The sequence below is a fragment of the Aeromonas sp. 603404 genome (assembly GCF_049171775.1).
Taxonomy (GTDB): Bacteria; Pseudomonadota; Gammaproteobacteria; order Enterobacterales; family Aeromonadaceae; genus Aeromonas; species Aeromonas veronii_A.
The window spans coordinates 54,325-67,025 of the sequence record NZ_JAAKPE010000016.1; the positions used below are offsets into that span (position 1 = coordinate 54,325).

The following is a 12,701-nucleotide window of genomic DNA, read 5'->3' on the forward strand; positions in this document are numbered from 1 at the left end:
CTTAATGGCAACTGACAGAATTTCATCAAATATCCTAACTCACTCATTTCACTAGGCGAATCGTTAATTAATTGTGCGAGATAAGAAGAGTTCAATTCTCTGTGCTGGTATTCTGTTCGCGGATATGGGGGAGAAAATAACAAGATGAAGCAGATTAAATCCTGGGCACAATATTACGTCGATCTGATGACCAAGCTGGGACTGGTGCGCTTCAGCATGTTTCTGGCGGCTGGCATCATAGTGCTGGCTGTCGCCATCCAGATGGGGGTGACCCTGTTCCTGCGCGGCAATATTGATGTGATCGACTTCGTGCGCTCGGTCTTCTTTGGCCTGCTGGTGACCCCCTGGGCGGTCTATTTTCTCTCCATCGTGGTGGATCAGCTGGAGGATTCCCGTCAGCGATTGAGCCGGATGGTGCGCAAGCTGCAGGATATGCGCGAGCGGGATCTGGAGCTCAACAGTCAGTTGCAGGAGAACATCAGTCGCCTCAATGCCCAGATTGCCGAGACCAACCGGGCCGAGGCACTGCGTCTGCAGGCCATCGAGGATCTCGAGAACGAGGTGTTCCAGCGGGAGAAAGCCCAGCTTCATCTGGGGGAGCGTACCGCTCTGCTGCGCTCCTTTATCGACTGTTCCCCGGATCTGGTCTACTACCGCAATGAGGATGAGCAGTTCTCCGGTTGCAACCGCGCCATGGAGGAGCTGACCGGCAAGGCGGAGAGCGAGCTGATTGGCCTCACACCTTTCGATGTCTACAAGCAGGAGATTGCCAACAAGGTGGTGGAGACCGACAAGCAGGTCTTTGCCAGCAATGAGCCCCTCACCTATGAACAGTGGCTGGAGTATCCCGATGGCCGCAAGGCCTACTTCGAGCTGCGCAAAGTGCCCTTCTTCGATCGCTTCGGCAAGCGGCTGGGCCTGCTCGGCTTTGGGCGCGACATCACCGAGCGCAAGCAGTATCAGGACAAACTGGAGAAGGCGAGCCGCGACAAGACTACCTTTATCTCCACCATCAGCCACGAGCTGCGCACCCCGCTCAACGGCATCGTGGGCTTAAGCCGGATGCTGATGGATACCCCCCTCGATCCCAAGCAGCACCAGCAGCTCAAGACCATTCACCTGAGTGCGGTGACCCTTGGCAATATCTTCAACGACATCATCGATTTGGACAAACTCGATCGGCGTCGCCTCGAAATTGCGCCGACCCGCATCGATCTGCCTGCCTTCCTCGACGAGCTGGAGACCCTGTCGCGCATTCAGGCGGAGCAGAAGGGGCTATATCTGCATTTCGATCGCGATGGCGACATGCCGCAATTCGTGATAGCCGACGGTACCCGTCTGCGTCAGGTGTTGTGGAATCTGGTGGGCAATGCGGTCAAGTTTACCGACGAGGGGGGCGTCACCGTGCGCTGCCTCTCTCATCCTGCCGACGAGCCGGGCAAGCTGGCCCTGCACTTCGAGGTGGAGGATACCGGCATCGGCATCCCGCGCGCCCAGCAGGAGAAGATCTTCGCCATGTACTATCAGGTGCAGGGCAAGAAACACGCCACCGGCACCGGTATTGGCCTCGCGGTCTCCCGTCAGCTGGTGCAGGCGATGGGCGGCCTGCTCTATGTGGACAGTGAGCCGGGCGAAGGCTCCTGCTTCACCGCCGAGCTGGAGGTAGCTTGCGCCGAGCCAGTGCCGCAGGAGCAGGAGGAGGAGATGCCCTCCCTCGATATCCTGCTGGTGGAAGATGTGGAGCTCAACGTGACGGTGGCCTGCGCCCTGCTGGGCAAGTTGGGTCATCAGGTGCAGGTGGCACGGGATGGCACCCAGGCGCTGGCGATGGCCAATCCGGATGATTTCGACCTCATTCTGCTCGATATCCAGCTGCCGGACATGACCGGCTTCGATGTGGCGAAAACCCTGCTGGAGCGTTATGGCGACAGCCTGCCGCCCATGGTGGCACTAACGGCCAACTCTACCGGCGATCGCCAGTATTATCTGGAGCGCGGGATGCGGGATGTGATCAACAAACCGCTTGGCTCGAAGGCTGTGCGGGAGGTGATTGGCCATCTGTTTGCCGGTCTGGCCGAGGATGAAGCGGACGAGCAAGCTGATGCGGGCAATCAGGATGCCCTGCTGGATATTCCCTTCCTCACTGATTATGCCGATACGGTGGGCAAGCCGGTGCTGCTCTCCAGCGTCGAGCTGTTCGAGAAGATGATGCCGGACTACATGGCGGTGCTCGACTCCAACATGATCGCCCGGGATCAGGCGGGGGTGGTGGAGGAGGCGCACAAGATAAAAGGGGCGGCAGGCTCCATTGGCCTGCGTCGTTTGCAGCAGACGGCTCAGCTGATCCAGAGCCCGGATCATCCCGCCTGGTGGGAGAACGTGGAAGACTGGATTGAGACGTTGCGCCGGGAATATCCGGGCGATATCGCCCGGCTGCGGCGCTGGTTGCTGTCTTGAGGCTGGAGGTTGTCTTGAGTCTGATGGAAGTGGCTGGCAAGGAGCTGCAAGATGTATAGCCGTTTGATTACCCCTGCGCGCATCCACCCTTGGGGGGACGAGGATTTGCTGGAGGCGACCGAGCAGGATCGCGCCCGTATCGTGCAGGCGGCGCCGGTGCGCCGGTTGCAGCAGAAGACCCAGGTCTTTCCGCTCGATGTGAAGGCCTCGGTGCGCAGTCGCCTCACCCACTCGCTGGAGGTGCAGGAGACCGGTCGCCAGATCAGCCGCCGTATTCTGGCCGCCTTGCCAGCCGGGATGGTCTGCGAAGGGGCCTTTATCAATCTGGTGGAGATGTCCTGCCTGCTTCATGACGTGGGCAACCCGCCGTTTGGCCACTTTGGCGAGCAGGTGATGAGCCAGTGGCTCGGCGAGATGCTCGATCCCCTCTATCAGCAGGCGCTGGCGCAGCCCCCCTCGACCCAGTGGGCTGAGCTGCGTCAGGATCTGCAACTGTTTGATGGCAACGCCCAGAGCTTGCGGCTGGTGCACAGCTTGCACGAGCTCAACCTGACACTCGGACAACTGGCGGCGCTCTGCAAATACCCGCAGCAGCCGCAACCCGGGGTGAGCTATGGCCAGCATCATGGCTGGAGCAGCAAGCGGGGCATCTTCTTCAGTGAGCAGCCGCTCTACCGCGCCCTCGGTCAGAGCCTGGGTCTGGCCCCCGGCTGCCGTCATCCGCTGGTTTACATCATGGAGGCGGCCGATGACATCTCCTACTGCATCGCCGATCTGGAAGATGCGGTAGATCGGCGGATCCTGACTCAGGGTGAACTGCTGGCGGCGCTGCGAGCTGCTGACCAGAGTGACTACATGGGCACCTTGCTGGATGAGGCGCTGGCTTCTGGTCGGGGCTTTTTCCCCCATTTTCGCCAGCAGCTGACCCGGGATCTGGTGGCGTTGGCGGCGCAGAGCTATGTCAGCGAACATCAGGCCATTTTGCAGGGATCCTATCCGCAAGCGCTGCTGCACGGTCAGGCGCCGGCGGCGCGGGTGCTCGATATCCTCAAGCGGGTGGCCCGTGAGCTGGTCTTTATGCGCCCCGAGGTGGAAGCGCTTGAGCTGGAGGGGTATGCGGCGCTGCGCGGGGTGCTGACCAGTTATGCCTGCCTGTTGTCGCTGCCAGCGCCACAGTTTGCCCGTCTGCTGGCCGGGGAGGGGAGTCAGACGCTTTTCTTTGCGCGCCGCCTCTATCACCGTCTCTCGGCCCGCCATCTCAAGGCCTATCGATTGGCGATCGCCACCCCGGATCCGCGCTTTGCCTGCCAGAACGAGCAGGAGTGGTATTACCGGGTGCGGCTGCTGCTCGATTATGTCAGCGGCATGACGGATACCTATGTACTGGAAGAGTACCGGCTACTCTCGGGGATCTGATGCCCCAGGCTCCCTGTCGGGCAGCATAAAATGCCGTAAAAACGTTTAAAAAGGAGTCGCAAGAGGCTTGTTTTAAATTCGGATATTTTTTAGACTTCTGCAATCTGTTCAACTTTTACCCGGTAAGGAGACGAAAATGCAACATCTGATGCTCAATATTGCATTCTCTCGCGGCACTGCGTGCGGCGTGAAATCTCGTGCTCTTTTACCGCGTGGCGTAAACAGGTAACCCCTGTCTTTTTATCACCCGCGGTTCGTCCCGCAGGGTGATATCCACTTTCTCCGGGAGAACCGCATGTTCAACTGGAGAATGTCATGTCTATCGAACTGGTTTTACTGCGCAGTGTTGAATCCCTGGTCCAGAGAAGGATTGCCCGGGTCGAGCGTCGTCTCGCCGTGGTCAATCTGTCACCTGCCCTGCTGAAAGATATTGGTCTGGAAGGGTTTGAGGGACAGATCGCCCATATCCGCGAAAGCGAGTATCAAACCGGCTTTCGGCTCGGGAATCGAATAACCTGATCCATAGGGGAGGGTAAACGCTCTCCCCGTGGTGACGTGGCAGGCGTAATGCCTGCCATTTTTGTGTTTGCAGGTTGATTTTTTATTCACTTTTCTGTGCCCCGGCACTATCCTCTCTGCCCCGTTTGTGACAGATGCGTATGTTTTCTCGCCTTGTTCCGCCAGGATCGGCAAGATTAGATATGGTGGCCTATCTGTTTTACTCATCAGGACAAGACTTCATGTCACTCTTTCGTCAGCTTTTTCTCCCCCTGTTGCTGCTGTTTTCCGGCCTGCCTGCTGTTGCTGTTCCCCAGTTGGAAAAGGCAGTGGCGGACCACCAGAGTGCGGTTGATGAAGAGTTGGTGGTCGGGGTGCCCCGTGGTGGTTATCCTCCGTTCCTCTATGAACTGCCCAATCAGCGCTATGCCGGTCCGCTCAAGGAGCTGGCCTCGCGTATTGCGGCAGAAATGGGGGTCTCCCTGCGCTATGTCTCCTACAACTCCTATGTGGATGCCCGTGGTGCGCTGAACAGACGCCAAGTTGATGCCTTGATCGGGGTCGAGCTCGATGCGCTCGAGCTGGAGGGGATGAATCATATTGGCTATCTGGGCTCCTACGCCCGCGCCATCTTGATGCGCCATCCGGATCAACGTTTGACCCTGGAACAGGCGCGCAAGCTTCGCTGGGTCTGTATTCGCGGTTTTGGCAGTTGCAATGAGCTGGCGCGACTGGGGATGCCTCATGTGACCGAGCTGGAGAGCCGTGACGAGGCGACCTATATGGTCAAACTGGGGGCGGCCGATGCTTATCTGGCTCTGGGGCCGATCATTGCCATGGAGATGGAGCGGTTGCCTGAGTCGATGGGGATTGTGATCCCGGACTGGATCCCCGGTAGTGCATTGACCATTGCAACCAGTACCCATGACCCGGCGCTGACGGATCGCATCTGGCAGGCCTACCAGCGGATCCCGGTGGCTGATGCCCGGTTGCGGCTGAATCAGGAAGACAGCCGTTTCAAGGCGGGTTTGTTGCTGGAACCAGACGAGGTAGCCTGGTTAAAGAAGAAGAGCAAGGTGGTCAGGTTTGCCGTTGCGCCGTCGTTTGCCGGTATCAGCGAGATTGATGACGAAGGGGTGTTGCACGGCTATGCGGCAGATTTGATGAAGTTGTTGAGTCTGCGCTCGGGGATCCGCTTTGAACTTGAGCCGACCAGCACCTGGCAAGAGTCTCTGGCTCTGCTGAAACAGCACAAGGTGGATCTGATCCCCCTGATGACACCGCTCAGGGATCGCGAGGCATTTGCCTCCTTCAGCTCCTCCTACCTTAAATTCGACAGCTATGTGGTATCCCGGCGCGGCGCGCGCCCGTTGAAGTCGCTGGCGGAGCTGAAAGGGCGCCTGATTGGTGGCGTGACCGGTTCTTATGAAGCTTCTCTTATCAGCGCCCATGGTGGCAACGTCATTGAAGTGGGCAAGGATACCGAGCTGCTTACCCTGCTTGATACGGGGAAAGCCGAGTATGTGCTGTTGACCATGACCAATCTGGGGCAGCAGGCCATGAAGGGCTTCAACGAAAAGTATCAGGTGGTGCTGAGCTCCCCCGAGTTTTCCGTGCCCATCAGCATGGCCGTTGATATCAGGCAGCCCGAGCTGCTGCGGATCATGGACAAGCTGTTGCTGACCATCACGGATGAGGAGTGGCAACTGCTGGAGCGGCGCTGGCTCAATGTTTCGGTAAATGTCGAATCCGATTACAGCCAGTTCTACAAGTGGCTGGCGCTGGGCGGAGTGGCCTTGTTGACCTGCGGTCTGCTGGTGATGTTCTGGGCCCGCAGCCTGCGTCGCCAGATTGCGCAGCGGAAAATCGCAGAGAGCAAACTCAACGAACAGTTGCTGTTTGTACAGACCCTGCTCAACTCATTGCCGACCATGGTGGCATTGCGCGACAGCGAGCAGCGTATAACCCTCTGCAACCGGGCTTATCGCGATGCCTTTCTCGTTGATGTCAATGGCGAGGCGCTTGACGACCTGCAAAGCATCCCCGAGCCCCTGCGTGCGAGCGTGCTGGAAGAGGAGCGCCGGATATGGCAAAGCGGCCAGGAGCTGGAGGGGGCCGGCAATAGCTTGCGTGCCGATGGCACCCCTTTTCATGTTATCTATGCCAAGCGCCCTTACCGGGACCCCGATGGCAACATGCGGGGTGTGCTGACAGTGCTGACCGATGTCAGCCGTATCAAGGAAGCCGAGGAGCGTGCTCGTCAGGCTGAAACTCGCCTGACCCAGATCACCGACAGCATGCCCGGCGTAGTCTACCAGTATCTGTGGCTGGGGCCGGGCAAGGGACGCTTTCTTTATGCCTCTCAGGGGGCCAACGAGATCCTGGGGGTATCTCATCAGGATTTATTTAACGCTGAATCGGGTGGTGAGGTATTTGGCTTTACCGAACAGGCCCTGCAGGAGTTTGTCAGCAAGGTGGCCAACCATGCCGAGACCCTGGCCCCCCTCGATCTGGAGGTCAAGGTGGAGCGCCCTGACGGGGATCGCTATCTGCAGGTACGCGGCAATTTTGTCCGTCAGGAGCAGCAGGCGCTGATACTCAACGGGGTGATTCAGGACATCACGGCCCTCAAGCAGCAGGAGCATGAGCTGCGCGAGGCACGTGCTTATGCCGAGCAGGCGATGCAGGCGCGCAGCCGCTTTCTGGCCACCATGAGCCACGAGTTACGCACCCCCATCTCCGGCATGCACGGCATGCTCGAGTTGTTGCAAATGAGCGAGCTCAACGACGATCAACGTTACATGGTGCGTAATGTGGTCACCTCGACCAACAACCTGCTCTATCTGGTCAACGACATACTCGATTTCTCCAAGATCGAGGCGGGTCAGTTGCAACTGCATTGTCAGGTCAGCCGGTTGCAGACGGTGATCTGCGATGCGATCCGTGGCCACGCTACCCTGGCCCATAGCAAAGGGCTCAACGTGACGCTGGAGTGGGGCCAGCATGTACCTGATTGGGCCGATATCGACGGGGTACGGGTCGGTCAGGTGATCTCCAATCTGCTCAACAATGCGGTAAAGTTCACCGAACAGGGGGAGGTCTCCATCCGGGTCAGCTACCTGCGCGATCAGCTTGCTATCAGTATCCGCGATACCGGTATCGGGATTGCCGAGGAGAAACAGGCATTGTTGTTCACTCCGTTTGAGCAGGTGGAGTCCGACATCAATCGCCGCTTTGGTGGTACCGGGCTGGGGCTGGCAATCTGTGATCAGCTGGTGCGCAAAATGGGGGGCGAACTCACCCTGACCAGCAAGGCGGGAGAGGGATCCCGTTTCCGCTTTACCGTGCCGCTGACCAACCCTCAATGGGATGCGCCCCCGCTGGCTGGCACCGAATGGTGGTTTTTCAGCGCCGATGCCAGCCTCGAGGCGGCCATGCGGCGGTTGGGCGCCAAGCTAAGGCATCTGGATGCCAGCCAGCTCAACCGCTCACTGGAAGGGTTGCTGCTGGCTGATCAGCTGTGGTTGGAGCAGGCCCTCGGCGGTGAGTGGCAGGGATGGTTGCAGCATGTCTCATTGAGAGGGATCATAGCGTCACCGAACGAGGCCCTTCGCGGCCGGATCGGCGGTCAGTTGTGGTGGCGATTGGGGCTCTCTCCTCTCTACCCGGACCTGCTGCTGGAGAGTTGTCTCGAACTGCTGCAGGAACGGGTCGCCCCGGTTTTGCCTGCGCTGGCCGACAAGCTGGGAGGACGGGTGCTGGTGGCCGATGATCATCCGGTCAATCGCGCCCTGCTGGCACGACAACTGGCTATCCTCGGAATTGAATCCCAGGTAGTGGAAGATGGCGAAAAGGCGTTGCGGGCCTGGCAGGGGCAGCCATTCTCCCTGTTGCTGACCGATTGCCACATGCCGGTGATGGACGGCTATGCCCTGACCAAGGCGCTGCGGGCTGCGGGCGTGACGGCGCCCATTATTGGGGTGACAGCGGATACCTCGGAAGAGGCCCATGCCCGTATGGTGGAAGCGGGAATGAGTGACATGCTGTTCAAGCCCTACCCGCTGGATACCCTGCGCCAGCTGCTGGCACACTGGCTCGCTGAGTCGGTACCGGCGGGCGGTACAGCGGTGACGGCGGTCGATGATGTGCTGGCCGTTCAGGCTGAACGCTGGTTGACCCTGTTTGGCGATGAGCCGACGGCGCGGGCGATGGCGGCGGAATATCTCGACTCCAATCGTCAGGATGGGGCTCATATGATGGCTGCGCTGGCTTGCCATGATTTCAACGTACTGGTAGAAACTGCCCACCGGATCAAGGGGGCAGCCCGCATGGTCGGGCTGCAGGAGCTGGCCACACAGGCTGCCAGGCTGGAGTCGGCTGCCAGATTGAAGCAGCTTGAGGAACTGGATGAGCTGACCGGCAAGGTGCAGCTATTGATGACGGCGATCGCCCACGACATTGGATTATGGCTCGATGAAAAAAGCACAACATGAGTTGGTCATTATGGTCGTGGAAGACCATGGATTTCAGCGCAAGGCGCTGCTGCACCAGGTCCGCAGCCTGGGTTACCAGAATCTGCTGGAGGCGGCCGATGGTGCCGAGGCGCTGGTGCTGAGCCAGCAACACGCCGTCGATATCCTGTTTTGCGACCTGCGGATGCCGGGCATGGATGGCATGGCGCTGCTGCGCTGCCTGTCATTGGGCGGTTTTCGCGGGGGGATTATCCTCTCCAGCGCCCTTGAAGACGATGTGGTGGAGGCCGTGTTGCGGATGAGTGCCGCCTATGGCTTGCAGGTGCTCGGCCGCATAGAGAAACCCTCTACCCAGCAGCAGCTCAAGCTGCTGATCGATGCCTGGTCACCCCGGGAGGAGCCTGCCAGGGAGGAGGAGGGGCACAGGATCGGCCTGGATGAGTTGTGCAGTGCACTCGAGCAGGATCAGTTGCTGCCCTGGTATCAGCCCAAGGTGAGCTTTGCCTCCGGCGAGTGGGTCGGGATGGAGGCGCTGGCCCGCTGGCAGCACCCGGAGTACGGCCTGATCTCTCCGGGGCGTTTTATTCCACTGGCGGAGCGCAACGGACTGATCGATCAGTTGACTGAAGTGATCATCGGCAAATCCCTTAGTGATGGTCACTTGTGGGAAGAGACTGGACTCTCGCTCAATCTGTCGATGAACCTCTCCACTACCTCGCTGATCGAGGGCGATCTGTGCAACTCCCTGATCAATCAGTGTCAACGCTGGAGCATCAACCCCGAGCTTATCACCCTGGAGGTGACCGAGAGCGCCTTTGTACAGGATCTGGGCAAGTCGCTGGAGGTGCTGACCCGGCTGCGGATGCACGGCTTTGGCCTCGCCATTGATGACTTCGGTACCGGCTACTCCTCCATGCAGCAACTGGCGCTGCTGCCCTTTACCGAACTGAAGCTGGATCGCTCCTTTGTCGACCGCTGTTTTGAAGACCCATCCCGTCTGGCCATTATCGAGTCCAGTATCGAGCTGGCGCGCAAGTTGGGCCTCAAGTCGGTGGCTGAAGGGGTAGAGGATGAGCAGACCTGGCGGTTGCTGGCAAAGTTGGGCTGCGATGTTTGTCAGGGGTTCTTCTCTGCCAGACCGATGCCACGCAGCGAGTTGCAAGAGTGGCACCGGGCTTGGCAAGATAGATTGCCTACACTGATATCTATCTGATTCTGTTGGCTTGATCCCTCCGTTTGAACAAGGATGTTCATGAAAATCTCAAGCAAGTTGCTGCTCAGCTTCGGTTTTATCAACCTGCTGATCCTGCTCTCCTCCGCGCTGGTCTATTACCGGCTGACCCAGATCAATCAGGCCCAACACACCCTGTTGGAGCAGGCGCTGCCCGCTCTGCAGCGGGATGAGGCGAGCCAGAAAGCACTGGTGGCCACCGTTTCTGCCCTGCGTGGCTATCTGATCCTCGGCAAGGATCCGGCTCAGGCTTCCCGCCTCAAGCTGGAGTGGGAGTCGGCCTGGCAGGCCATCGCCCATCAGGCCTTCAGCCCGGCGCTCGCCAAGTCTCTCGAGACCTTCAAAAGCCATCAGGAGAAGGTGTGGACCATAGCCCAGAGCGAAGAGAATCTGCCCGCTCATACCCTGATGTTGCAGGAGGCGGGTCCGCTGGCAGAGGCGGCGCTCGATCAGCTGCAATCCTTTGCCAATGAAGAAGTTGGCACTCCGCAGGATCAACTCGCGGGCGATCGCCGCATGTTGCTCAAACAGGTGGGAGATGCCTACAACAGCCTCGCCAATTCCCTCTCCGCCCTGCGGGATTTTCTTATCTCAGGCGATCCCGAATACCGCAGCAAATATCAGGATTACTACCAGTTTCACCAGCAGCGAGTGGCTGAGGTGAAACAGCAAGCCGCGCTCTTTACCGAGACCCAGCGCAGTCTCTGGCAGCTGTTTGAAGAGATGGCTACCCCCTTCTCCGAGCTGGTGGGGCAGGTGATCGAGAAGCGCCAGGCGCCGGATTGGGATCAGGCCAACTACCTGATGGCCACCGACATCGAGCCGATGCAGTCCAGCCTCAGCGAGCAGCTGGTCCAGCAGGTGAATAAAACCCGCGCCGAGGTGGATCAGATTTCGGCGCAGATGACCGGAGCCGGGAGGGCCATCAACCAGACACTGCTGTTGGCCACCGGCAGCGCCATCGTGCTTGGCATGGTAGTCGCCTGGCTCTTTAGTCGTCGTCTGACCCGTGACATTGCCTGTCTGGTGACCCGGGCGGGGCAGGTTGCGGATGGCCGGCTGGCGGCCGAGCCCTTGCCAATCACAGGGCAGGATGAGTTGGGAGACTTGACCGGTTCCATCAACCGGATGTCTGCCCAGTTACATCATCTGGTCGGGGAGTTGCAGGGGGCTGTGGGGCAGGTCGAGGTGGCCTGTCTCGATGTGGGCAGCACTACCAGAGCCATAGTGGCGGATCTGACGGAACAGGATCAGCGGGTAGATGCGGTGGCTGCGGCTATCGATCAGATGTCGGTGAGTGCTCGTGATGTGGCTGGTAACATTGCCGGTGTGGCGGATGGTGCCCATCAGGTGCGGCAGCAGACCCGTCAGGGAGAGGCCGCGCTGGCACGAATGAGCGATACCATGCAGCAGATTGCCGCCATGATTGGACAGGCCAACGAGGCCATGGGGCTGCTGGAGCATCAGAGTGAACAGGTGGGGCAGATCACCGAGGTGATCGCCACTATAGCCGAGCAGACCAATCTGCTGGCACTCAATGCGGCGATAGAAGCGGCGCGGGCAGGCGAGCAGGGGCGAGGTTTTGCGGTGGTGGCCGACGAGGTGCGCCAGCTGGCGACCCGCACCCATCAATCAACCGCCGAGATCAGCCAGACTATTGCAGCCATCTCTCGGCAGACTCGCCAGACGGTGAGTACCGTCAGCAGCGGCACCCGGCTGGTGGAGCAGGGGCGGGATGCCGTTGGATTGGTGACCGATACCCTGAGTGCCATGAACGAGCTGGTGCACTCGCTGTCGGGCCAGCTGCAGGCCATTTCGGTGGCAACCGAGCAGCAGTCGCGGGTGGCCGCCGAGGTAGCCGGAACGGTCGATGACATTGCTGCGCTCAGTCGGCAATCCTGTCTGCGCAGTCAGCAGGGGGAGGAGATCGTAGCCAGACTGGCTGGCGATACCGGCAAGCTGAAGGCGGTCATCGCCCGCTTTGATCTTGACGCGTGAGATGGCGGGATCATCCCGCCATTGCGATTTATCGTGCCGTCTGGCCCGTGGATTTAGTCCAGACGTCTGAAGGTGTGGTTGTCGAAGCTGCTGGTGGTCTCCCGGTTGAGCAGGCTGACCAGCAAAATCGCACGTTTCTCTCCATCCGGCTCCATATAGATGGCTTCGAAGCCGGCAAGCGGCCCCTCTTCAATCAGCACCTTGTCGCCCGAGCAGGGCAGGCTGGCGTAGCTGGCTCTCGCCTCGTCGCTGTCATCGCGGCTCATCAGCTGATAGACCAGCTTGCTGCTGATGGGGGTCCATTCACTGCCAAAGTGGATGATTCTGCTGATGCCGCGGGTCGATTTCAGGGTGACCGGTGTCACCTCTTCCAAATCGACAAAGATAAACAGGTAGTTGGGGAACATGGGTTCCCGTACCGGAACTCGCTTGCCCCGGCGCAGCTTCTCAATCTCCACCATGGGGTAATAGGATTCGATACCCTGGGCATCGAGGTGGGCGCGGGCGCGGGCCTCTTCTTTTGGCTTGCAGTAGGCCAGATACCATTTTTTCATGTTATGAGTATGTTCGTGTTGCCGTGCTCGCGGATATGATAGCGGCGCCAATAAAAAAGGCCACGCATTGCGTGG

General features: G+C 59.5%; 7 protein-coding genes. 6 read left to right on the plus strand and 1 reads right to left on the minus strand.

Translation table 11 applies throughout. The features are described from left to right. The first annotated feature begins 144 nt into the window (after positions 1-144). The 6 genes from arcB (at position 145) to G5306_RS18055 (ending at position 12,072) form a co-directional block, all read left to right on the plus strand. Positions 145-2,457 carry an aerobic respiration two-component sensor histidine kinase ArcB gene (gene arcB, locus G5306_RS18030; RefSeq protein WP_421313342.1) on the plus strand — a complete coding sequence of 771 codons (2,313 nt, stop codon included), beginning with the start codon at positions 145-147 and terminating at the stop codon, positions 2,455-2,457. Positions 2,458-2,508: 51 nt separating this feature from the next. Then, entirely contained in the window at positions 2,509-3,873 is a 1,365-nt protein-coding gene (gene dgt / locus G5306_RS18035; protein WP_421313343.1) for a dGTPase, read from the plus strand. Positions 3,874-4,188: 315 nt separating this feature from the next. Then, on the plus strand, positions 4,189-4,392 hold the full coding sequence (locus tag G5306_RS18040) for a hypothetical protein (protein WP_245133436.1): 204 nt from the start codon (positions 4,189-4,191) through the stop codon (positions 4,390-4,392). A 221-nt stretch (positions 4,393-4,613) separates the two neighbouring features. Continuing rightward, positions 4,614-8,864, plus strand: a complete 4,251-nt coding sequence (locus tag G5306_RS18045; protein ID WP_421313345.1) for an ATP-binding protein — start codon at positions 4,614-4,616, stop codon at positions 8,862-8,864. Next, positions 8,845-10,056, plus strand: a complete 1,212-nt coding sequence (locus tag G5306_RS18050) for an EAL domain-containing response regulator (protein ID WP_421313347.1) — start codon at positions 8,845-8,847, stop codon at positions 10,054-10,056. The genes G5306_RS18045 and G5306_RS18050 overlap by 20 nt, the downstream gene beginning before the upstream one ends. Positions 10,057-10,095: 39 nt before the next feature. Beyond that, positions 10,096-12,072 (plus strand): HAMP domain-containing methyl-accepting chemotaxis protein, encoded by a 1,977-nt coding sequence (locus G5306_RS18055; protein ID WP_421313349.1) that lies wholly within the window; start codon positions 10,096-10,098, stop codon positions 12,070-12,072. Positions 12,073-12,125: 53 nt separating this feature from the next. Here G5306_RS18055 and rfaH read toward each other — a convergent pair whose 3' ends face one another. Beyond that, entirely contained in the window at positions 12,126-12,626 is a 501-nt protein-coding gene (gene rfaH / locus G5306_RS18060) for a transcription/translation regulatory transformer protein RfaH (RefSeq protein ID WP_005339074.1), read from the minus strand. Between the last annotated feature and the right edge of the window lie 75 nt (positions 12,627-12,701).